At 43.5% G+C, this 24,014-nt stretch carries 11 protein-coding genes and 1 riboswitch; of the genes, 5 read left to right on the top strand and 6 right to left on the bottom strand.

Features of this window, described 5'->3' with window-relative positions; translation table 11 throughout:
- Positions 1–63: 63 nt before the first annotated feature.
- Positions 64–3,108, bottom strand: a complete 3,045-nt coding sequence (locus tag LRP83_RS01590; RefSeq protein WP_230494917.1) for a DEAD/DEAH box helicase — start codon at positions 3,106–3,108, stop codon at positions 64–66.
- Positions 3,101–4,690 (bottom strand): SWIM zinc finger family protein, encoded by a 1,590-nt coding sequence (locus LRP83_RS01585; RefSeq protein ID WP_230494916.1) that lies wholly within the window; start codon positions 4,688–4,690, stop codon positions 3,101–3,103. Before LRP83_RS01585 ends, LRP83_RS01590 begins: the two co-directional genes overlap by 8 nt.
- 794 nt (positions 4,691–5,484) lie before the next feature.
- Positions 5,485–5,548, top strand: a riboswitch (cyclic di-GMP riboswitch).
- Positions 5,549–5,745: 197 nt separating this feature from the next.
- Between LRP83_RS01585 and LRP83_RS01580 the strand changes: the two genes are divergently transcribed.
- Positions 5,746–7,140, top strand: coding sequence for a DUF5667 domain-containing protein (locus tag LRP83_RS01580; protein ID WP_230494915.1), 1,395 nt, complete (start codon positions 5,746–5,748; stop codon positions 7,138–7,140).
- Between the two features lie 95 nt (positions 7,141–7,235).
- Here the strand turns inward: LRP83_RS01580 and LRP83_RS01575 are convergent, their stop codons facing one another.
- Together LRP83_RS01575 and LRP83_RS01570 are read right to left on the bottom strand one after the other, a co-directional pair.
- A complete protein-coding gene (locus LRP83_RS01575; protein ID WP_230494914.1) occupies positions 7,236–9,821 on the bottom strand; it encodes a metallophosphoesterase in 2,586 nt (861 codons plus the stop codon).
- Positions 9,818–11,092, bottom strand: a complete 1,275-nt coding sequence (locus LRP83_RS01570) for a class I SAM-dependent methyltransferase (protein ID WP_230494913.1) — start codon at positions 11,090–11,092, stop codon at positions 9,818–9,820. Before LRP83_RS01570 ends, LRP83_RS01575 begins: the two co-directional genes overlap by 4 nt.
- Before the next feature lie 271 nt (positions 11,093–11,363).
- Here LRP83_RS01570 and LRP83_RS01565 point away from each other — a divergent pair, with 271 nt between their 5' ends.
- From LRP83_RS01565 to LRP83_RS01555, 3 genes are all read left to right on the top strand, one after another.
- Positions 11,364–13,523 (top strand): 5'-nucleotidase C-terminal domain-containing protein, encoded by a 2,160-nt coding sequence (locus LRP83_RS01565; RefSeq protein ID WP_230494912.1) that lies wholly within the window; start codon positions 11,364–11,366, stop codon positions 13,521–13,523.
- A gap of 384 nt (positions 13,524–13,907) precedes the next feature.
- Positions 13,908–15,185 carry a nucleotide sugar dehydrogenase gene (locus LRP83_RS01560; protein WP_230494911.1) on the top strand — a complete coding sequence of 426 codons (1,278 nt, stop codon included), beginning with the start codon at positions 13,908–13,910 and terminating at the stop codon, positions 15,183–15,185.
- A 319-nt stretch (positions 15,186–15,504) separates the two neighbouring features.
- Positions 15,505–16,218 (top strand): WecB/TagA/CpsF family glycosyltransferase, encoded by a 714-nt coding sequence (locus tag LRP83_RS01555; RefSeq protein WP_230494910.1) that lies wholly within the window; start codon positions 15,505–15,507, stop codon positions 16,216–16,218.
- Positions 16,219–16,575: 357 nt separating this feature from the next.
- Here LRP83_RS01555 and LRP83_RS01550 read toward each other — a convergent pair whose 3' ends face one another.
- Both LRP83_RS01550 and secA2 read right to left on the bottom strand, forming a co-directional pair.
- A complete protein-coding gene (locus LRP83_RS01550) occupies positions 16,576–17,478 on the bottom strand; it encodes an accessory Sec system S-layer assembly protein (RefSeq protein WP_230494909.1) in 903 nt (300 codons plus the stop codon).
- Between the two features lie 120 nt (positions 17,479–17,598).
- Complete coding sequence (gene secA2 / locus LRP83_RS01545) at positions 17,599–19,953, bottom strand: accessory Sec system translocase SecA2 (protein ID WP_230494908.1); 2,355 nt, start codon at positions 19,951–19,953, stop codon at positions 17,599–17,601.
- A gap of 363 nt (positions 19,954–20,316) precedes the next feature.
- Here secA2 and LRP83_RS01540 point away from each other — a divergent pair, with 363 nt between their 5' ends.
- Positions 20,317–23,823, top strand: a complete 3,507-nt coding sequence (locus LRP83_RS01540) for a S8 family peptidase (protein ID WP_230494907.1) — start codon at positions 20,317–20,319, stop codon at positions 23,821–23,823.
- Positions 23,824–24,014 lie beyond the last annotated feature (191 nt).

The raw sequence follows: 24,014 nt of genomic DNA, 5'->3' as shown, positions 1-24,014 counted from the left end.
GTAACGCGGTGAAGTAACCGGGGACAGTCCCCGGCTACTTCACCGCGTTAACGTGTTGTCCTTTTATGATAGGTAGACCAAGTTCCGTAGGTCTTCGGTGGATAGTTCGGTGATCCAGTTTTCGCTTTGGATGACTTGGTCGTTTAGCATTTGCTTTTTTTCTAGCATACTGTCGATTTTTTCCTCCAACGTTCCAGTGCTGATCAACTTATGAACATGGACGAAACGTTCTTGGCCAATCCGGTAGGCACGGTCGGTGGCTTGATTTTCGACGGCTGGATTCCACCAACGGTCATAGTGGACCACGTGGTTAGCCGCGGTTAAATTCAGCCCGGTTCCGCCAGCCTTCAGTGACAGCAAGAACACTGGAAACTCGCGGTCCTGGAAGCGTTGAATCATCTCATCACGCTTCGCTTTCGGAACACTTCCATTTAAAAACGGAATATCGATTCCATATTTCTTCCCAATCAGCTCACGTATCATTTCACCCATTTCAATGTACTGGGTAAAAATCAAGCAGCTTTCCTCACGTTCTAGTACATTCTCAATAATCTCCGCAAGCTTCTCCATTTTCGCCGAACGGTCCAGCACGTCCTTAGCTGGCTTCTCCTTCAAATAGAGTGCAGGGTGATTACAAAGCTGCTTCAGTCGGCCAAGCATTTGCAGGACCAGCCCTTTGCGCGCAATTCCCGATACACTTTCAATCTCCGCAAACGTATCCTTAATCAGCTGCTCATAGAGCGAAGCCTGCTCGGCGGTTAACGGACAATACTCTTTTTGCTCGAGTTTATCTGGCAAATTCAAGGCAACGTCCTCGTCCTTTTTCGTTCGGCGCAATAAGAATGGGCGAATGAGACCTTGCAGCTCCCGAATCTTCTGCTTTTCATCATCCTTTTCAATCGGAATAATGAAACGCTTCTGGAACTGACCAAGGCTACCCAAATAGCCATGATTCGTAAAATCAAAAATCGACCACAGTTCGGCTAAGCGGTTTTCCATCGGCGTCCCCGTTAAGGCAATATGATGATGCCCTTTCAGCTTCCGGACAGCCCGCGACTGCTTCGTCTGTGCATTTTTAATATTCTGCGCCTCGTCAATCGCGATCGAACTCCACGTCAACGAGCCAAACTCAGCTTCATCTAAATGCGTCAGCCCATAAGAGGTCAACACGATATCGTTTGCCAAAGCCTTTTCCCGAAACGCCTCTTCCTTCAAACGATTCGAGCCATAATGCAAATACACATTCAAGGAAGGGGCAAAGCGCTCGAGCTCCTTTTGCCAGTTGCCAAGGACAGACGTCGGACAGATAATCAAAGCTGCTCCAGTCTCAACAGGGCCACCCTTTTCCGCAGCACCAATATTAGCCGCTCGACCCTTCGAGGCTGCAGAAACCTCCAGCTCTTTTACCGTCAACAAATACGAAATCAACTGAATCGTTTTCCCTAGCCCCATATCGTCGGCCAAGCAAGCCCCAAATCCATATTTTCGTAAAAATAACAGCCAGCTCATCCCGGTTTGCTGATATGGCCGCAATTCCGCATTCAAACTGTCTGGCACAGGCTCAATCGGGAGCTCCTTCAACTCAGTCAGCTGATGAAGCATCGTTTTCCACTGGCGGTTCAATTCAATTTGAATTTTAGCAAACGCTTTTGGATTTTCACCTTCTCCGTCTTCCTCGGGCTCGACCATTTCCTGCTCAATCAAGTCGCGCACGTGCAAGCCTTCTTTTTCTGCTTTTTTCATTAGATCTTGAATTTGTCTAATAAAAGCAGGGTCCAGCTTCACCCAACGCCCGCGAATGTAAACGAGGCGCCTTTTTTCAGATACGAGCTTTTGAAATTCGTCCTCGGATAGGTCAACACCGTTCATCGAAAAGCGCCAGTCAAAATCGAGCATCGCCTGTAAGCCAACGAAGGAAGGACGGTGGCTTGACGCGTTACCCTTCACGCGAGCCTTCACCTTCAGATTGGCCGTACGCATTGCTTCCCACCAAGCAGGTAGGAGAATCTCGACACCAAGGCTTAACAGCGTTTCGCTCGCTTCGGTTAAAAAGAACCACGCCTCTTCTTCGGATAGGTAGCGTTTTAGTTCGGGTACTCGGTTTGTTGCATTTTTTAGCGTAAAATCGCTAGCTGCTGGAGTCCCTGGGGCTGCCTCATTGTGTGCTGCATCCCTTAGCCCTTCTTCGCTGAGCGACGTTTCAACAAGGTCGATTTCCTCAAATCCTTCTTCCCCAAAACCACCAAACCCCTGCAACCAAGGAAAAATTCTTACCCAACGTGCCTCAGTTGCTTTAATAGATTCGACGTACTTACTCCATTTTGACGGAAGGGCATTCGCCTCAAACGTTAATTCAGGGTTCACTTTGTCACGCAAGAAAACCTCCAATGTCCAGTTTGGATCAGACATTGATGGGGCATCTGCCTCGGGATGCGCAAAGGATTCCTCGACAGCCGCACTATATTCCGGCTCATCCAATCGTAGCCCGATCGTAAACGGTATATCGCTATCCTTCAAGCCAATCCACGTAAGCCACGTGTCCTCGTCGAAAAAGGCCGACAGTACACCAGCAGGGAAGCTTTGTTTTTGTAAAAGTTCAAGCTTGTCACCAAGCCAGGTTTTCATTTCTTTATTTTGATTGAGGTGGGCATTTAAGGCATCGTGAAACCAATCTGCGACGAAGCCGCGGACAGCTTCTTCCTCCCAAAAAGAGACATCAAATTCATCCTGCACACGTTTTGGGAGCTGCCAGCGAAATTCGCCTGCCTCTAGCGCTTCAAAATTAGGAAGCCAATCCTTCTCCGTAATTGCTTCGTGAAGGGCAGGGGCAACAGCCAAGCAGAGCTCCGCCTGGTCATCCCACTCCCACTCAATGAACGGATTGAATTTTTCATGGGCAAAAAGGGTCGTTAGCTGCCAGGCATCCAAAATAACAGCCTCATTTTTCACTTCTAAAAAAGCACCGTAAAAGCTTTCACGATGTTGTCCGAAAAGGAGATTGCGCCAGTCGGAAACGGGACAAGGGACCTGTCCCTCCGTCCCAGTGATGGAAAAGTGTGCGTTGGCCCATTTTTCCACATAGATTTTCAAAGATTTTGTTCTAATCATGGATTAGCTTACCCCTTTTGCATTCTTCTTGAAAGGCGCGAAGACGCTTTGTTTTGTCGACGAGCAGCTCGAAAAATTCGTCCCATTCGGGCAGTCGCTTCAATTTTTTATAGAGTGTGCGCAGCTTTTTGAGCTGGCGGACCGCCTCGCGATAGCTTTGGCGATTTTTGAGATCGACTTGCTGTTGGATCGATTGATGGTATAGGACGACGAGTGTTTCTGGGCTTGAGGCCGCGAGTACGCTGATTCGTTCCTTGCCGATCCACGCTAAATCGACGCCGATATAGGCTTGGAGGGCACACCAGCGCTCGAAATCCCCAGCTTCAAACAGGAATGTATCATAAGCAGCGTAGCTATAGGGCAATAAATAGTTTAACGCGCGTTCGTACAGATCGTTTTGGTTCATTTCCCTGCAGTAAGGGAGAATCGATTGAATGACCGCTCGGGCAAAATGGCGCCTTTGCTGGTCAGAACGGTAGTCTTTTAAATGTACTTTTGAAAAGTCAATGAATTGCTCGACATACGGCTTTATCCGTGACCAGTCGCGTTTAGCTGATAAGAGCTCCAGCCAATAGTGGAGGAAAGGCATGGACGTTGGGCCGAGCTGCTTCACTTTTTCCATTGCTTCGTTATCTCGATTTAATAGGAAATATTGATGGATTTCGGCAATGATTAGTTCAAATTCGGTGCTACCGGCGATGTTCGCCAGTTCTTCCTCGCGCCAGTTCTTCTTTTTAAAAAGATGCGTCCAAAGCAGTCGGTAAAGCATCAGCCTTTCAACGGGAAAGGTGTTGGCATTCTCAAGAAGCTGGCTTGAATCATGACGCATGCTTGCTAAAAATTCGTCAAACGCAAAGGGCATCGTCTGGATTCCTAGCTTTTGAATGAATTCCTCCGCGTCTTCAATCAGTTCGTCGAGAAGCGGAGTGAAGTAGCGGCTTGCATCAGGATGCTCGAGTTCCTGCGTTAGCTGGATAATTTTTTGAAAAGAAAAGACGGTCGCGATAAGCTCGTAAAGCAATTTCCACTCGGTTTCGAGCGGGGCTGATGCGCGTAACCGCCTGCGATATACGTGAAAAAGTTCATTTAGCACGTACGGATTTGGAATTTTATTCGGGGTGAGGATGGTTTGAAAGCTTTCATCAAACGCCTCAATCCAGCGGTTATAGCTCTGCTCAAGCTTGCCGCTCGTCTTTAGAAGGTCCTTGGCACGCTGTACCCCCAGATTGGTTGCCGACGTTTTCGTTTTGAACGGCTCTCGCCATTGCTCGATCCACTCGGAAACACTGGACATTTTGGCGTACGCAGCAAAAAAGACCGCAAGTCGGTGACGGCAAATCCCGAAATTCGGGCAACCACAATCACTCGTATCAAAAAAGGTTAAATCAAGGCGCACTTTAACAGGCGTCACATCCTGCACGGTCGCGTACACTTGATCACTTTCAAATTTCAGTTGATTCACAAGCCCTTGGCGATACAATAGCATCCCCTTTTGGACAAGCTTGGCATCCTCTTCACTATCAGGTTGAAGGCGGGTGCGCATTTCCTCCGCTAAAAATTTCAACCCCTGCTCCACATTCATAGGCAAAGACCCCATCATGTCAGGTCCACACTCCTTGTAAAGCGCCGTACAGCCAGCCTCGACGAAAGTCACAGCTAGCCGCAAACGCATTTCTCGAAAAAAACCATATTCTTTTATTATACCCAAAATATTGAGTGATGGTGTACTTTGGGATTGAATTTGTCTGATTAGACTAAAAATGGAGACTGAGCTGGCGGCAGGGACTAGCCCAAAAAAGGTGACTTTCTATTTGAAATAGGGGCTTAGGCAATTAAAATACACACATCGAACGCAGGAACCAACCCAAAAAGAGCTGATTTTCTATTGAAAATGGCGTTAGGCGATTAAATTAGGATTTTAGGCGATTAGATGCCTGTTTTAGGCGATTAAAACACACTTTTAAGCGATTAAATAATCAAATTAGGCGATTAAATTGATGTGAAGACCAAGAAAAAAACTACATTTCGGATCAACATCGCTCTCTTGGTTTTCCTCAACAAACAAATTGGCCAATGTCTTGCTTATGCAGCGGTCGTAGTTATTAAAAGTATAGGGGATATTCCCTAGCACTTCAAAGCGGTAAAGCGATGAGGGACTGTCCCTCATCGCTTTATTGCGTTAAAGCATGCCTCCCTTCTTCTGGCGTTATGTATTTAGTTACAGGGGGTTGTGGATTTCCTTATTTTTCAAATTTTCTATTGCTAATTACCTGTGTAAAAATATTACAATGCTTCCGGTATATTACTTTTGGAATATTTTGTCGAATTATGTATACAGGATGAAATGGAGCATAGTAAACTTTACTTAACATTTAAAATCCGAAAGGGCAAACCTAGGGAAATTTAGGGACGCAAAACTAGAGGGGCTAAGGTTGCGAATAGGGAAGGCTGTTAGAAGAAGGCCAGAAATGTCAGTAGAAATCTAGGAATTGCTAGATAATCATCTGGGATTTTTTCCAAAACGTAATGATGCCAGCCAGTTGCCGAAGATCGACCGGTTATTTGCTAGTCTTCGGACAAGCTTTTATTGGGTTTTAACTTGTTAACACAATTTGAAAGCCAAGGAGAGGACTAGTTTTGAAGAAGGTAATTTTATCAATAGTGTTAGCACTAACAGTAAGTGCTGGTACTCCTGTATTTGCTGAGGAGTCAGGGACGGCTGTAACTGCTGAACAAGAAACAGCAGGCACGACTCCAGATAGTTTTTTGTATACATTTGATTTATTAATGGAAGATATCAAGCTTCTTGTAACGTTTAATCCTGAGAAGGAAGCGGAATTGCTTCTTCAGTTTGCCAAGGAACGCCTGGCAGAGGCTACTTTGATGAAGCAGGATGAAAAGGTAGCATTTGTTGAAAAAGCGGTGACTGAATATTTAGCTCTTCTAAAACAAGTGGAAGAAAAGGTTACGGAAGTAATTATGGATGAAGAAGTACAAGAAGAGGTTAAAAAAGAGCTTACAGATTCATTGGAAAATACGGCTGAGGCGACTGAACCGGTTGTGGATCAGCTCCCACCCGAACAGCAAGCTAAGGTAGAAGCGACAATTGATCAGGCTTACTTAGTGGCTCAATCAGTGGCTGGGTTTGATGTGGAAGTAGTTAAGACATTAAGAGAGCAAGAATATGGTTACGGTCAAATTGCAAAAATTATTGCGTTAGCCAATATCAGTGGGAAATCGATTGAAGTGGTTACGAGCTTACTAGAGAAAGAGGCCGATTTTGGACAAGTGATGAAGGAACTTAATGTAAACATTCATCAGGTAAAGCAGCAAATTGTAGCGCAAAAAATGGGCAAAGTCGAAACGGACTTAGAGGTAGCCAAAGCTAATGGTGATGGAAAGGCTGCAGCAAAGCTAGAGAAAAAACTAGAAATCTTGAATAAGAAAAATAACAAATTGGTCGCGAAGGCTGGTAATCCGGAGCCTGGCAAGGATGAAGAGGGAGTAACAGTCGGAGAAACAACTGAGCCAGTAGTTGAGGAACAACCACAAGCTGAGGCTGTCACAGAAGAGGCTGCTAGTACGGATTCAGCAGTGAGCAAAGAGTCAGACCCTGCAGTAGCCACCGTGGTCGCTTCTGCAATAGTAAAAAAGAACAATTCCAAGGAAGTAACTAAAAAAGAAACAAAACTGAAAGAAAGTAAACAAGCTGTAGCTAAGGAAGAACAAAAACAAGCGGCTAAAGCGGTAGAAAAGAAAGAAGAAGCCAATGCGAAAAAGAAGGCAGAAAAACAAGCTGCTGAAGCTGTAAAAAAGGAAGATAAGGCTAAACAAGAAAAGGCAAAACAAGAAAAGAAGAACAAAGAGAAAACTAGCGTTAAAGATCCTGTTGACCAAGAAACTGAGGTAGTCATAACGGAAGAAGAAGTAGAAGATGAAGCGAAAACGGAGGAATCCATACAAGAGGAAAAGAAAGGCAACGATAAAGGCAAAGGTAATAAGGGTGAGAACAAAGGTAAAGGCGGTAAATAAAGAAAAGGGATGGTGCAAGATTGCACCATCCCTTTTATGCTTTAAAGTGCTGAGGGACAGTCCCCCATCACTTTAAAGCGGCAAAGCGACTATCTTTACAATCTTGGATCGATTTCGCTTTCCTGGCTTTCCTCAAACAGCAAATTGGCTACAGTTTGTTTAAACGCAACGTTTTCGGGTCCAATTTCGTCGAGGTGGGTCCTCAGCATTTCCATTCCTAACCGGTATTCAGCCAAGGAGGCTTTGATTTTCCGCTTAATGTTCTTTTGCTTGATGAGCTTTTCATATTTATGCGGAAAGCGGTAGTCATAGCCATAGACGAGTGTCAGGTATTGTGAGTTTCGCACCTTCATAAACGGAATAACCCCGCCAGCCAGCGTTGGAACCTCTGGCTTAATAACGACACCTTCCATACCGCGTTCGGTTGTTATTTTTTCAAAAAATTGTTTGGCAGCCCGATAGGAATCTGGCAATGTTAAGTTCACTACCAAAAACTCGTCCTCACTAATCAACGAGAACAATTCGGATGTACGCATTGTGGTCGTAGGAATTTCCTCATCACCATTGGCATATACAATTTTCAAAATTGAAAATGGCTTGTATTCAAGCTCACTTTCCTTTCCATAAAGCTCAAGCTGCTGCAGGTAGACGCTAGCCGCCTGTTCCTGCTCGTCTAAGCTAGGCAATGTTTCGAGAATGCCCTTCAAATCCTTGAAATTATTGTAGTCCGCGAGGCCGAAGTTTTTGACGAGCTCTTTTTTAGGATATTTCGACTTCAGCTCTTCGAATCGACTCGCCTCGTACCGGGCACCGAGCTCCTGTAATTTTTCCTCAAAACCAAACTCCTTCAAAAAGCTAATCTCTGTCTCAAGCGATTTTCCAATCACCTCAAATTGCTTCTCAATCAAACCTTTACCAAGCGCCATCCACGGTAACAGCTCACCATCAAAGATAATCATGCTAATTTCTTTTTCATCCATATACGGCGAGAATTTTTCCATTAGACGCGCAAATACTTCCGTCAAATCGACGTGGGTGATTTTGTAGCCGTTTCGGCTCGTAGCATAACAGTGTTCCAGCTCGCGAGCCAAATACAAATTACAACGCGAGCCCATGTACTTCGGCTGTAGCACGACCTCAGCAACACCATTTTCCTTGAAAAAATCAAGCCCCTTCGCCAAGCTTTCGAGCTCTCTCGTCCTAAAATCTTTGTCAGCCGGGCTAATCGTTCCAGAGATGAAATTAATTTTGTTTCGGAGGACGTAGTTCAACCGTCTTTCGTCAGCGTCACTTAGTTCAACGAGCTTAATTTCGTTCCCCTTGTTGCGAGCAAACGCTAGCTGAAGTGAGTCATCCCCAGGACGTGCGGTACGAATATTTTTAAAGAAAGGCTTAAACCCACCAAGCGCTACACTCGTTAACGATCCACCGGACACACAGCCGGTATCGATGCCGATTTTATTTTTCAAGCGAATGACGTCACGGGTGGCGACATGGCCGAACACGTGATACGGGTAGTTAGAGCCACTTTCACTTTCTAAAAAGTGTAGCTGCTCCTCGAGGTTGCTGCCGAACTCGGTCGCGAATCGGCGCTGATTCCGGCGCGAAATCGTGTCGAGTTTCCCAATATATCGATTGTGGCAAGGTGCGTGAGTTAGAAAGAAGCCACTATTCTCCTTACCGATAAAGCGATAGAAATCCTTCGATAAGCCGACAAGAGCTTGGAATTTGTCTCGCAGTCCAGCGTCCGCCGCCAACACAGGAATCGAATCAAAAAAGTTTTCCAGCAGGTGGGGATCAACATCATGAATTTCACCCTTTAAATACTTCGAAACAAAGTTTTCATGATTTCCTTTTACAAAATAGAAGAATTCTCGATTTTCAAAAAGAAATTCCACGGTTGCAGCAGTGTTTTTTCCTTTATCAATAAAGTCGCCAATGAGCACGAACTTTTTATCGCGACTTTTTGCAGTCGGAGTGATTTTTCCATCAACCACCTCAAAGCCATGGGAGGTAATCAACTCTTGAAGCTCGTCCAGGCTTTCATGCACGTCCCCGACGATAATATAGTAATGGTCATGAGGGAGGAGATGCGTGATATATTCCTCACGATTTGCAACAACAATCTCGTAGTCAGCGGGCTGCAGGAAGTTTTTCTCACGAACACGGTGGATATCGTCGTAATCGCTTCGTCGTAGCTGCGGCAGGACGTCACGGCGTAGCCGATTAACATGGTTGGCAATCACCTTTTTACTACGTTCGGAAGCATAATAATCCCTAATATTTCGGTAATCAAACACAATCGCTTCAAGGCGGTAATGCTGATCTTGGGCAATCTGAATCACTTTTTTACGAAAATCCTCGGCAAGGCCCGTCGTGTCGACAATGACAAAATCGGCATTAATCGGAAAACTCGTGACAGCCTGAAGCTTGTGGAATAGCAGGTCAAACGCCTGCCCCGACGCCTCCATCATCATCGTAGCGTATTTATCGTAAGGGTGACCAAGCAGTTCTTGGCGAATTTCGTCGCTAGAGAGGTATTGGACGTTGGCGATGTAATTTTTCTCCGCATTTTCGTGTCGCAGCTGCGGGATGAGAATATTTTTAGCAAAAGTTGATTTGCCACACTCGGTTGGTCCAATGAGCATGTAAATCGTATGCTGTTTCGTTTGGATGTTCATCGTGCCGTTTCCTCCTTTCTTGAAATAATCACACCTTGCGTGGTATGAATCCCATTCACCTTGTCACCAATTCCTTGGTAAAAAAGATCCCAGCCATCCGACGGAATGATAGCTTCAAGCCAAGCCTTGAATTCGGCCTCGTTCATCTCCCATTTATGGTCATCATGGCGAAGGTCGATTTGGTAAAACTGGTTGAAGTCGCGGTTTGGCGTCGTTAGGAAGAGCTTATGGACGTTCAGCTTTTGGATGGTTTTAGTGAGTAGTTCCGCTGCTTCCTCCTCACTCATATGCTCGACAACTTCTGTTAGGAGCACATCCACTTGTTCCTCCAATTCATTATCTAAAAAGTGATCCAGTGAATCGTAGAGAATGATATTATCCAGTTCTTGGCGAGCGACCTTTTGCTTCACTTTTGCCCGCGCACCTTCGTCAATGTCGATAGCATGGACGAAGAGGGGGGCGATTTTTTTACTATAAGGAATTGTGTACGCACCCTCGCCGCAGCCGATATCGATGATAGGTAGATTAAAGGACAAGTGGTTCGTAATCCAATCCTTTCGCTGCGTCGCGGTGTTGCCAAAGGCAAAGTCGATTTCGTATTTCGTCGTTTCCTCAAGCGACCCTTTGAAGCGGCGGAACTTATCTTTTTTCGTCAAGACGTTACGGGCAAAAAGGTATCGAATGAAAAACGGAGCGTCGATAACGTTTAAGTTGCGAATATACTTTTCAATCAAGTCATCGGTCATGTCAAAATAAGTGCTATTCATGAGCGATAGGAACAGGAATAACGTATTACTATAGTTTAGTAGCTCGTAAATCGTTTTTTGCGTTTGGATCGTGATGCGATAGTTTTGGTGGGCAAGCTCCTCCCATTCGAGCTCGTAATCAGGAAAATGATGACGGAAAAAGGCAAGATAGCGCTTGTTCTCAATTTGAACGAGATTGACTGTAATTGAATGCTCGAACCCTCCGATATCTTCAGGGTGTAGCTTTTTAGAGGCACTACCAAAATAATCAGCAACCACATTTAACGGGAAAAGCGGCGTGTTGTACCGCGACACATTCAAATACTCAAACTGCTCCTCCTTTTCCTTCGGGTAGGAAACCTCGTTATCCGCATCCTTGAAGTAAACATTGTATGTATGATCATCCGAAAACCAACCAAACGCCTTCCCCTTACGAACACTCTTCAACAGCATCCCCGAAAGAGGATTCTTTTGAACCACAAACGAAAACTGCGGATTTAACGACCGCAACTGAAAAATAGCCATGCACACACCCCTCCAATAAACAAATTTTCACTTCACATAGTATATCCTGAATTGCGGCTAAACACCCAAAATATGGGATGTGAAAACTGGTGGATGAAAGTTTAATAGGTTTAAAAGTAGATGGTGCCAAACCGGCGCCATCTATTTTTAAACCTAATGGGAAATTTCTACAGATAGTACTATTTCCCTATACTAATTTGTTACAATTCTGTTAACATTATCTATGGAAACTAGCAATCTTTAAATCTTTTAATAGAAAGAGGTAGATTCAGTGTTTAGTAAGCATGGTAAGAAATTAATTAGTGTCGCATTATCTTCAGCATTAGCGTTAGGAGCTTTTGCCGCACCATTTAGCACAACTTTTGTAAAGGCAGAAACAGCCAATATTCAAGTTCAGCTCTTAGGAGTAAATGACTTACATGGTCAATTAGATTACAAGGAATCTATCGATTTAGATAAAGATGGGACGAAAGAAACACCTGTAGGCGGAATTGCTTACTTAGCTTCCTACTTAAAAGAAACAGAAAAAACAAATCCAAATACATTAATCGTTCACTCTGGGGACATGGTTGGCGGAAGTCCACTTATCTCTGCATCCTTCCAAGATGAGCCGACAATTGAAATTTTAGAAGCAATGGGCTTTGATGTTGGTACACTAGGAAACCACGAGTTTGACGAAGGTATCGCTGAACTTCGCCGTATGGTTAAAGGTGGCGAGCATGCAAAAGGAACGGCTGGATATGACGGAATTGACTTCCCAATGATTGCAGCGAACGTATATGACAAAGCGGATGGAAAGTTAATCCTAGAACCTTACGCAATCAAAGAAATCGGTGGCGCGAAAATTGGTTTCATCGGGGTAACAACGCAAGAAACACCATCGATGATCGTTCAAACGGGTAACGAAAACCTACAAATCACAGATGAAGTAGAAGCAATCAATAAATATACAAAAGAACTTCAAGCTAAAGGAATACAAGCGATTGTTGTTTTAGCTCATAACCCAACTTGGCAGGATAACAACAACTCAGATTTCGATGCAGGCGCAATCGCTGAAAAAGTAGACGACGCAGTTGACGTTATTTTTGCTGCTCACAACCACGTTGAGATTGATAAAGTAGTAGATAACAAGTTAATCGTTCAAGCACAATCGTATGCAAAGGCATTCTCTGAAGTAGATTTAGAAATCGACCCAACTACTGGCGATATCGTGAAAAAAGAAGCGACAGTACATCAAGTATTCCAAAATGTGCACCAACCAGATGCAACGGTGGCAGCAATTTTAAAGAAATACGAAGATAAAGTACAAGTAATCAAAGCTGAAGTAGTCGGTGAAGCGAAAGTGGAAATGGCTGGTAAGTACCCTGCACGCGGTGCATCAGGGGACCACGGAATCGGAAACCTAATTGCTGACGGTATGAAAGCAGCAATGAACGCTGACTTCGCGATGATGAACGGCGGTGGTGTTCGTGCAGCATTGGATGCAGGCCCAATCACATTTGGTGACTTATTCACGATCCAACCATTTGGTAACACCATTGTAAAAACTTCTTTAACTGGTGCTGAAATCAGACAAGTGTTAAATAACCAAATCACGGCTAAAGGTCTTGATTTCCAAATTGCTGGATTCAAGTACACTTGGAACGGTAAATCAAATAAAATCGTCGACATCATGCTTCCAGACGGAACGAAGATTGACGAAACAAAAGAATACACGGTGGTTGTTAACAACTACATGTTCGGAAACGCTCAATATGAAATCGGCAAATTAGCGGACAACAAGTTCGAGCAAGGTCCAGAAGATTTAGAAGCAACTGTTAAATTTGTAAAATCATTAACAGGTCCAATTGAGTACAAATCAGAAGGTCGTATTTCTGAAGTAATTCCAACTTTCACGCCATTCGTGGACGTTCCTGAAACTCACTGGGCATATGGATTTGTCACAGATTTACGTGAAAGAGAAGCCATAAACGGTACAACAGCGACAACATTCTCACCACAAAGTGGCTTAACTCGTGCACAATTTGCTTCACTAATCGTTCGTTCTTTAGGTTTAAAAACAACGGAAGTAGCTCCATTTGCAGATATCGCAAAAGCTGCTCCTGCAACTCAAGCTGAAATTGCAGCAGCATTTAAGAGTGGTATCATCATTGGAACTTCTGAAACAACATTCGAGCCAAACAAGCCAATCACTCGTGCACAAATGGCTACAATGATGATTAGAGCTTACAATGTGAAAAAAGGTGTAGACTACAAAGCAACAGCTGCTGCTGGGTTCACTGATATTTCTGGTTTAGATGCAGAGGTTCAGAACGCGATTTCTGCGGCGAAAGAGCTTGGCTTTATCCAAGGCTATGGCGATGTCTTTAAGCCAGGCCAAGGGGCAACTAGAGCTCAAGGCGCTAAGTTATTATCTTTAGTTTTAAAATAAGCGTTGATTAAGAACTGGATGGTGCTTTGGGGCACCTCCAGTTTTTTGTTATTTTTAAAAAAATAGAGTGGAAGTTTCACATTTCGACATCACTTTCTAAAATTTGCAATAAAAAATCGTTTATTCTACAATCATTTTAGCTAAATGGTTCATACTATGAAAAAGGTAGGACGTGTTATTTTTTGAAAAAAAGAGCACAGAGTTTACTTTCGAAAAAGTGACAAATGATACGAAAACGTTACAATTAGATAAAATGCTATGACCATCGGGCTTTTTTCGATATAATAGCAGTTGGATTTTGTATTTAGATTGTTAATGAAAAGGGCATCGTGAGGACACCTTCTTCGCAAAGTTGCCCCAAGGATAGAAAAGGAGACAAATTTTATGTCGAAAAAGCTTTGTGTAATTGGACTTGGTTATATTGGTCTTCCGACAGCTGTTATGTTTGCAAACCACGGCTTGAAAGTGCACGGAATGGATGTTAATGAAAAAGCTGTCAGCATGATTGCCAATAAACAGCTACATATAGAAGAAAATGGACTACAAGAACGCCTCATTCAAGCAATTGATAGCGGCAACTTAACCGTATCAACAAGCCCGGAAAAGGCGGACGTTTTTATCATTGCCGTTCCATCACCAATTAATCCGGATAAAACAGCTAACCTGGAATACGTTCGTTCTGCAACAAGATCAATCGTACCTTTCGTGGAAAAAGGAAACCTAGTGATTCTTGAATCAACGGTTCCTCCGCGTACAGTGGAGGATATTATGATTCCTGTGTTAAAAGAAACAGGTCTGGAGCTAGGCAAAGACCTATTCATCTCTCACTCACCTGAGCGCGTGATTCCAGGTCGAGTGTTCGTTGAGCTTGTTCAAAACGACCGCATCGTTGGTGGGATTAACGAAGAATCAAGCCGCCTAACGGTTGAACTTTATAAAACATTTGTTCAAGGTGAAATCCATGTGACCGACGCAACGACTGCTGAAATGGTTAAGGTTATCGAAAACACGTACCGTGACGTTAACATTGCGTTTGCGAACGAACTAGCGAAAATCTCTGAAAAAATCGGCGTCAACGTTTGGGAAGCCATCAAGCTTGCGAACCACCATCCGCGCGTAAATATTCATTTACCAGGACCTGGTGTGGGTGGACACTGTATTGCGGTTGACCCTTGGTTTATGGTTGAATTACAGCCGAATCTTGCTAAAATGATTCATTTAGCTCGTACAACCAATGACAGCATGCCAGAATACACAGCGCAAAAGGCGAAGAATATCCTTGATGCAAAAGGCATTCAGCATCCAAGAGTGGCTGCATTCGGACTTGCTTTCAAAGCAAACATCGACGACATGCGCGAAAGCCCATCAATGGAAGTCATTCATCATATAAAGGAACGTGGACTTGATCTTTCAGCTTACGATCCGCATATTAAGGAAAATAAGTTCGAGCAACAAACGCAATCACTTGACGAAGCGGTTACACATTCAGATTTAATTATCGTTTTAACCGAGCACCAATCGTTCAAGGATTTAGACCCAGCAACCTTTGCTGATAAAATGAGAACAAAGCTCGTGTTGGACGCTAAGAATTGCTTAAACCGTCAGCTTTGGGAGCAAGCGGGATTTGAAGTATTTACACTTGGTGATTCTAAGAATAACTAAAAGTTTGCGTAAAAACTGGATGGTGTCTGCTGCACCCTCCAGTTTTTACTAAAAAGGCAACGTTGTTTTGGAGATAGATGCCCGTTTTAGGAGATTTAGCGTAAAAAGGGTAACTAAACAGGCTATAGATGCCCGTTTTAGGAGATTTAGCGTAAAAAGGGTAACTAAACAGGCTATAGATGCCCGTTTTAGGAGATTTAGCGTAAAAAGGGTAACTAAACAGGCTATAGATGCCCGTTTTTAGAGATTTAGCATAGAAAAGGGTAACCTATTCAAATATAAAAACATTTTACATAGCCAATAAAAAAGGTGATGACACATGAAAGAGACAATTCTAGGTGTCGATGTGTCAACGGATAATTATGATTCGTTGACGTCGAAGCTACTTAAAAAGATAGACAATCGTGAGAAGGCATTTATTGTGGCGATTAATCCAGAGAAGATTATTAAAGCGCAGGATGATCCGTCGCTAATGAAGCTACTCAACTCAGCCGACTTTCAAATCCCTGACGGAATTGGCGTCATTCTCGCCTCAAAATTTAAAGGCGGCCAAATTCGTGAGCGGGTAACGGGAATTGATATGATGCTTAAACTATGTGAAACAGCCGCGAAGCATCAGAAGAAAATCTTCCTTTACGGCGGAAAACCAGGGCGTGCGGATGAAGCGAAGGTGAAGCTCAAAGAAATGTATCCAGGAATTCAGATTGCTGGGACGTTGCATGGGTATGAGAAGGACCAGCAGGTGGTTCATGAGGCGATCAACCAATCGCAGGCAGATATTATTTTTGTGGCGATGGGCAGTCCAGCTCAAGAAAATTGGATTATTGCCAATAAGGAAACGTTGCATCCTTCAGTGTACCAAGGTGTGGGCGGCTCATTTGATGTGATTTCTGGTAAAATTGAGCGTGCCCCAGAATCATTCCAAAAGCTTGGTCTTGAGTGGTTGTATCGCTTGATGAAAGAGCCTTGGCGAATCAAGCGACAAGCGGTTTTACCGTTGTTTTTGATTAGAGCGATTACGTCGAAAAAATAAAAGATGAGCATGGAAAATAGGTCTATTAACACCTGCCAACAGTTCCATAAAATTCTTGTATCATTTCAATAAAATCTAATTGTGATATATGACTATTAATGGTAATATAGATTTGTAACAGAAATATTTCCTTCTGCTTTTGTATAGAATCTCGGTTGGTAGCCCAGTAGAAAAACACCTGTCTAGTTTTAGATAGGTGTTTTTTCTGTGTGTGTGCAGTTTGTTTTGATAACGATAAAAAAGGTCAATGCTCACAAAACCAATCTTATTGTGTTCGCAAAACTTCCTAATCCATGTCCCCCCTTCTAAACCTTTCCAAAATAATAAGCACCTCACAATATGCAAGGCGCTCCCATATTACTTCTGCTCAGTAGGCTTCGGAGGATATACTTTCCATTTAGAAAGATCCATTGCTTCTTTTGTAATCATTTCTTTTGGGAATATAAAGGTCCAAGGCTTACTTGCATTGGATTTTACTCCAAAATCTTGAAGTTCGAAGATTCCTTGGGCAACGATTAGGCCGTTGGCATCTTCAACAAATAATGGAACTTGTTGAATGTTTATATCAAAGTTGTTACCATTGCGAATTAAAACGGTGGTTCGAAGACTACCATCTTCAGCAAATTTAACTTGAATTCCAGTAAAGTTTACTTCACCCACTTTTGGTGGTGGAAGAGTTTCTTCTACAAGCTTCTTTAGGCTATCCTTTTCTTCGTGAGGAAGATTAAGTTCCCACGATTCGGCTAAATCCAATTGATGTGGAGGTCTAATTTCAAAAGCAAGCTTCCAGTCTTCAGTTGGAACTTCTTTTGTAAACATATCGGATTGGTCAAAAATAAACATCCAAGGCGTGCTTGTGTTACCTGGTAGTTCACCAAGGAAACTTAAGTCAAATGTTTTTTGGCCAAGTTTTTCCCCATTTGGTCCGATTAGTGTGAGTGGCATATGAGTAAAGCGGATGCCTGCTGCAACGGAATTGCGTACGAAAGCAATAACGTGCCACTCTGGACCTTCTTGCTTCAATTCGATGCCAGCTAAAGCGATCTGATTCGGCTTTAATGGTGGAAGCTCGTTATGTAGGAATTGAAAATAATAACGATCCTCCTGACTAATTGTCATATCTGGAGTATAGTATAATTCCGTCGTTACAGATTGTACAGTTGAAGCTTCTGCCGCGTTATCACCTAATAACGTTTTCGAATCAATAACACTATCAGAACCTTGCTTCTTATTATTCTTTTTCTTAAAAAAAGATAACATTTCTCTCAAAACCTCCCTAATTCTTCTCTATACCTTACCGCGTTAAAGCAGTGGGGGACAGTCCCCGGTTGCGTTAATACGTTAATGTGGTGGGGGACTGTCCCCAAGTGCTTTGCTGTGCTAAAGTGTGAGTTTAATTATGCTTGTTTCTTTGGCGATGTCTCGTTCTATACGTTCGTACATGATGGTGAAGAGTTCTAGGCCTTCGCGCTCGTATTGGCGCATAGGGTCTTCACCACCATAGTTGCGTAAGCCCATGCCTTCTTTAAGACGCTCCATCGCTTCAATGTGTTCAAGCCAGTGAAGGTCGATGTAATTGATGAGCAATCGTTTATAGCTCAGCTGGTAGTTTTCATCTTCACGGTCTTCACGAAGTGTCGATAAATAATCCTGAAGCACTGGCTCAACAAATTCGCGTAACTCTTCTTTTGAATTTAATATGGTTGGGAAAGTAACGTCGCGGTCTGCTAAAACCTCCACAAGTTGCTTCTCAATAGCTTTTAGATCCCAATCTTCCGCGATAATCTCTTCACTGCAATACTCGTCAAATAATCGGTTGACATGACTGACAATCATTGGCTCCAAGATTGGTAGCATATCGTTTTCTTCTAGGACACGATTACGTAATTCATAAATGATTTTGCGTTGCTGATTGATAACATTATCGAGCTTTAAGTTGTACTCTCGCTGTGAATAGCTAGCGCCTTCGCAAATACGTTGCGTCCGTTCGACGAATTCCTTCGCCTTTTTATGCTCAACCAAACCGGTTTCTTGATCAGCCGTTTCACCAACAACTCGAACAAGCTTTTCAAGCTCTTCCTGAGCAAAGCGCTTGAACATTTCATCCTCTAGCGATATGAAGAAACGAGAACGACCAGGGTCACCTTGACGGCCAGAACGTCCTTTTAACTGATTATCGATTCGGCGTGATTCATGACGCTCCGTACCAATGACATACAATCCGCCAAGCTCAGCAACCCCGTTACCTAAACGGATATCGGTTCCACGCCCAGCCATATTGGTTGCAATCGTAATATGCCCTTTTTGACCAGCACGAGTAATTAAGTCAATCTCCTGCTCAATACTTTTCGCATTCAACAGTTCAAAGGATAAGCCTTCTTTTTCTAAAAATTTAGCAACCTGTTCCGATTGTAAAATGGAAGTCGTCCCAATAAGCATTGGTTGTCCGGTTTCACTAACACGCTTCGCTTCGACGGCAACAGCACGATACTTCTGATCAATTGTCATATAAATCATATCGCTTAAGTCTTCGCGAAGTACTGGACGATTCGTTGGTATTGGAATAACATCCATGCCATAAAGCTCCTGAAATTCCTTCTCCTCTGTTTTGGCCGTTCCTGTCATCCCAGACAACAATGGATATAAACGGAAGTAGTTCTGAATCGTAACGGAAGCTTGTGTCTTATTCTCCTCGCTAACCTCGAGACCTTCCTTCGCTTCAATCGCTTGATGTAGACCATTGCTAAGTGTTCGGCCTTCCATCGGTCGACCGGTGAACATATCAATTAACGCTACTTTACCGTCTTTAATGATATAATCGACGTCGCGTTTGAACATCACGCGGGCACGTAAGGCTTGAATGACATAATGATAAAGCGTTTGGTGCTCTAGCTCATACAAGTTTTCAATGCCAAAGCCTTGCTCGATTTTTACGATACCTTCTTCTGTTAAGTTGGTTGTGTTGGATTCAGCATCATGAAGAAAATCTTCATCTAAGATAAAGCTCTTAACAATTCGGGCACATAAATAACTTAATTCTGAGCTCACATCCGTTTTTCCAGCAATAATTAATGGCGTTTTTGCCTCATCAATGAGAACGCTATCCACTTCATCGATAATGGCGTAATGATATGACCGTTGTACTCGTTGACTAGTTGCATACACCATATTGTCGCGCAAATGGTCAAATCCGAATTCAGTGCCGACACCATAAGTGATGTCAGATTGATATGCGTGTTGTTTCGCTACCTCATCCATCATCGGTAAATTTAAGCCAACTGTTAATCCAAGAAACTCATGAATCGGACCAATTTGCTGACGGTCACGGTTCGCTAAATATTCATTAACGGTAATGACATGAACGCCTTTACCTTCTAGAGCACGTAAATATGACGGAAGGGAGGCGACAAGCGTTTTTCCTTCACCAGTAGGCATTTCAGCAATATTTCCTTCGGCCATCACCAATCCACCGATTAACTGAACATCGAAGGGGCGCATGCCGGCTACGCGTTTTGCAGCTTCACGAACAGTCGCAAACGCTTCCACTTGTATATCAAAAACAGTCTTTCCCGACGCTAATTGCTCCTTAAACATCTGTGTTTTTGCGCGAAGTTCCTCATCACTCAATGCTTCAAAAGTAGGTTCAAGCGCATTGATTTTCTCCACAAGCTGATAGTACTTCTTTAGACGTTTACCACTGTCTTTCCCTACTATTTTTTTAAAATAGCTTATCATAAAAGATCTCTCCATTTAATAACAAATTCAGATAAAACTAGTATAGCATTACCTTCGCTATTTTCAATTTTCCTTCTAATAATAAAATAGTATAGCACTGATTCTAAGAGGATTCATCCTATAGCCCAATCTTTTTAATCGTACCATTAATAGTAGAAGAGAAACAAATCTTTACCGCGGTGAAGTGTGTGGGGACAGTCCCGCCACACTTCACCGCGGTAAACCAAAGCGGGACTGTCCCCACGTACTTTAACGCATGTGTGTCTTTTGTAGGAATTTCCAAAATTTATCGAATTTTTGAAACTTTTTCCTGTTATAATCGTCTAGTATAAATGAGTGTTTCTAGTGGAGGAGGAAATATAGATGAAGAAGTGGCAACGACTGACGCTTTCTTTTGGGTTGGCTTCAACTTTGCTTGTTCCTAGTTTTTCGTCAGCAGCTGTGAAGCCTGACCTTAATGTGTTAAAAGAAAAGGCGCAGGCGGATCTGTTGAAAAGTCTTAAGCGTTCGAGCAGTGAACAAAAACTATTAGCGATTCAAAAACAACAACAAGAGAAGCAAGTTTCAAACGATACGATTATTGTGAAGTATGAAACGAAGCTTTCGGCGAATGTTCACCGGAAGTCGGGGGCGAAGTTAGAGCGTTCGATTCCGTCTCTTGGTTATGACATTGTGAAACTATCTAAAGGTCAAAAACTAGCGGATTTACTTTCTTTTTATTCGAAGCAACCTGGGGTTACGAGTGTTACACCAAGTGTTACATACAAAAGTTTAGCAACGGGTGACCCGAAAAAAGCGGGGATGTACCATTTAAATTATTTGGATATTGATAGTGCCTTAGAGCTAGCAGGCGATCATAAGGTTACCGTTGCGGTCATTGATACGGGGATGGATCTTAAGCATGCCGAGCTTAAGAATCAAGTTCTTCCTCCATATAGTGTCATGAATCCGGCAGGGCAGCCTATTCTCGATGTGCATGGGACCCATGTGGCTGGGATTATCGCTGCTGAGAAAGACAATGGGATTGGAGGACATGGTGTCAATCCGAAAGCTAAGATTCTACCAATCGATGTTTTCAGTGGTGGGTTTTTCACCTCTGACTACACGATAGCAGAAGGGGTTCTATATGCGATTAGTCAAAATGTTGACGTCATCAACATGAGTCTTGGTGGCTCCCAAGAATCACCAATCCTTGCGGAAGCAGTGAAAAAGGCGATTGATGCAGGAATTACGATTGTTGCGGCGGCTGGGAATAACTACGGTGAATCCATTTCCTACCCAGCAGCTTACGAGGGTGTGATTGCCGTAAGTGCGACCAATCATGCCGATGAACTGGCTGAGTTTTCAAGCTATGGCTCGTTTGTTGATATCGCGGCCCCTGGTGAAGCAATATATAACAGTCTTTATGATCCTTACAAAGGTTCAAGCTTTGGGTACTTAAGCGGGACGTCCATGGCTACGCCTGTGGTCGCAGGTGTGGCTTCATTACTTTTATCGAAGTACCCTGACCTGAAACCGTTTGAAGTCGAGGCGATTTTAAAAATGACCGCCCAGGACCTTGGGGATAAAGGCTATGACGTGAAATACGGCGCTGGCTTTGTCGATGCAGTTGCGGCGTTAGAATTTGATATGAAGGATTTACCGAAAGCACCAGAAGTAACCGAGGCAGATGCAAAAGCGAAAGCACCAGAAGTGACGAATGATAAGGAGTCGTTCCAAAATACCATTTCAACTGCTGGCCAAACGCATTGGTACAAAGTAAAGCTGGAAAAAGGTGAAGGTGTGCAAGCGTTGCTTGATGGCGCGAAGCAATTTAACTATAAATTGGTTTTTGATTTTGTTCCTGACAGTGCGGACGGAAAAGCTGAGTCGAGAAGTGTGAATCAGGCGCCGAACGGTAAGCAGGAGGGCGGTTTCTTCCAGGCGAAGGAGTCGGGCACGTTGTATGTTGGGGTGAAGGATGTTTACGGCAATTATGATGCGGCGTCCCAGTTTACGTTGTCGTTGACGAAGGAAAAGGAAATGAAGATTGATACGGTGACGGCGCAAGATCCAGTGGTGATTTCAAAGTTGCCGTTTACTAGTACGGATGGTGGCAAGACGTTGACGTTTGCGGTGGATGCTGACGCGACGGAGGCGGATAAGGATTATTTCCGTTTTACGGTGTCAGAACCGACGACGGTAAAATTTGACTTGTCGGCTGTGCCAGGGATTGATTCATCTGTTGGTGTGTATTTTGAACCTGATTTCTTTATGCCAGCACCACCAGATTTACCGCCTGGAGCTTATTGGGAAAAGCCGATGATTCAGTATGTGAATAACAATGGTATTAGTGAGGGCGAGAAGGTGTCGTTTGATGCGATGCCAGGGATGGATTATTTGATTGAGGTTTCGGCTGAACCGAAGCGTGATTTTTGGTATGACATGATGTTCGGTAGACCGACTGAAGCGAAGGCGATTCCAAATTCGAATACGCCTTATATCTTAAAGGCGGAAAAAGTGGTAGCAGCTCCAGACGAGGATGGCTTCCCAATGAGGGAGCAACGCCCTGAAGACCAAGTGATGAAGGGTGAAATGTCACCGGCTGAGTATCAGGAAACGAAGCGTAATGACTTTAAAGAGGCGATGGATAAGATGGCGGAGCTGCCATACTATCGTTACTTTGATGAAAATTTAATGAATTTAGTGAAGGAAAAGGCTTTAGCTTATAATCTTGGTGATAAGCTTGAAGGGAAATTCCAGTTCAGCGGTGACGAGGATTATTACAAGTTCACGGCTGATGCGGATACGATTTTTAACTTTGAATTAGCGGAGCCGAAGGAAACACTTCCGTGGGTTCAAGTGATGGAGTACGATCCGAAGGTGAATGATATGTATCCAATTGCATCTATTTGGACGTATGGGATCCTGTGGGGCGAAGAGGTTGATTTAAAAAGAACAATCGCGCTTGAAAAAGGGAAAGAGTATTATATTCGATTGATGAATGAGCGTTTCCAGGCTTCTGATGAGCCATATGTGCTGACGACGAAGAAGTTATTGGATGTTCCAGCATCAAATGATACAGACGAAAACACAGATTCACTTGCTAAGGTATTGGCACCTGGGCAAAGTGCAACGAATCATCTCATTTATGGAACGGATACAGATTACTATTATTATAGAAATAGAGGCAATGAACATTTCTTGTCATTAACATTGCAGCCACAGCCGTTTATGCCTTCTGAGTTAGAAAAATTGCCAAAAGAGCTATTGAACCCACTGGTAGCGTTTGTCACTATTATCGAGGATACGAATGGAAATATGAAAGTTGATGGCGATGAGGCGGCTAAAGCGGTTCCTTGGGGGCCGAACCAAATGACGTTAAATACAGAAGCGTCGTTTAAAGTGAAGAAGAATGTAGGTTACTTCTTTGCGGTGAATGGGTATGGCTATGATGGCGGGGTTTCCATCCAGCCGTATGAAATTGGCTTGCATAATTGGAATACGGTAGATGAGGATAAGGCATCCGTTGTGAAAAATAACGTGCCATCCGCACCACTTGCGCTGAAGAATATAGGAGTAGGCGGCAACTTTGCGGTAGAAGGTTACTTTAACCCAGGTGTGAACTTCGGCGACAAGGACTATTACCAATTAACAGTAGACAAATATTCAAAATTTGAAGTAACCCTAGCAACTCCAATGCAACTAGACGGAGTTATCACCATCTATGATGCAAAAGGCAAAAAAGTGGCTAGAATGGACCACTACGGAATGGGCGACTTCGAAGTAGGAACCGTAACCTTACCAAAAGGCAACTACTACATCATGGTAGAGGAATCCTTCGGCCAAACTAGCCTAGAAGCGTACCAACTAATCGTAAGAAAGAAATAAGAATTGGAAGTGGCGGGCGGGCTTTACCACTTTAAAGGAGTGGGGGACAGTCCCGCACTACTGTACCGCATCAACGCACCGGGGGACTGTCCCTCGGTGCGTTGGTGTGTTAAAGGGGAGGATATTGTTTCTACTTAGGGGTCTTGGAGATCGGATTGATGGGAATATATGTCGAAATTGTGGAAAAAACG

The sequence above is a fragment of the Pseudoneobacillus rhizosphaerae genome, from assembly GCF_917563885.1.
GTDB lineage: Bacteria > Bacillota > Bacilli > Bacillales > Cytobacillaceae > Pseudoneobacillus > Pseudoneobacillus rhizosphaerae.
The sequence above is the reverse complement of the archived record's forward strand: the minus strand, read 5'-3'. Positions and strand labels throughout refer to the sequence as shown.

Coding starts and splice junctions, on each gene's coding strand:
- LRP83_RS01575 (WP_230494914.1), bottom strand. CDS start 9,821: ATGAACATCCAAACGAAACAGCATACGATTTACATGCTCATTGGACCA.
- LRP83_RS01570 (WP_230494913.1), bottom strand. CDS start 11,092: ATGGCTATTTTTCAGTTGCGGTCGTTAAATCCGCAGTTTTCGTTTGTG.
- LRP83_RS01555 (WP_230494910.1), top strand. CDS start 15,505: ATGAAAGAGACAATTCTAGGTGTCGATGTGTCAACGGATAATTATGAT.
- secA2 (WP_230494908.1), bottom strand. CDS start 19,953: ATGATAAGCTATTTTAAAAAAATAGTAGGGAAAGACAGTGGTAAACGT.
- LRP83_RS01590 (WP_230494917.1), bottom strand. CDS start 3,108: ATGATTAGAACAAAATCTTTGAAAATCTATGTGGAAAAATGGGCCAAC.
- LRP83_RS01585 (WP_230494916.1), bottom strand. CDS start 4,690: ATGAATGTGGAGCAGGGGTTGAAATTTTTAGCGGAGGAAATGCGCACC.
- LRP83_RS01550 (WP_230494909.1), bottom strand. CDS start 17,478: ATGTTATCTTTTTTTAAGAAAAAGAATAATAAGAAGCAAGGTTCTGAT.
- LRP83_RS01560 (WP_230494911.1), top strand. CDS start 13,908: ATGTCGAAAAAGCTTTGTGTAATTGGACTTGGTTATATTGGTCTTCCG.
- LRP83_RS01540 (WP_230494907.1), top strand. CDS start 20,317: ATGAAGAAGTGGCAACGACTGACGCTTTCTTTTGGGTTGGCTTCAACT.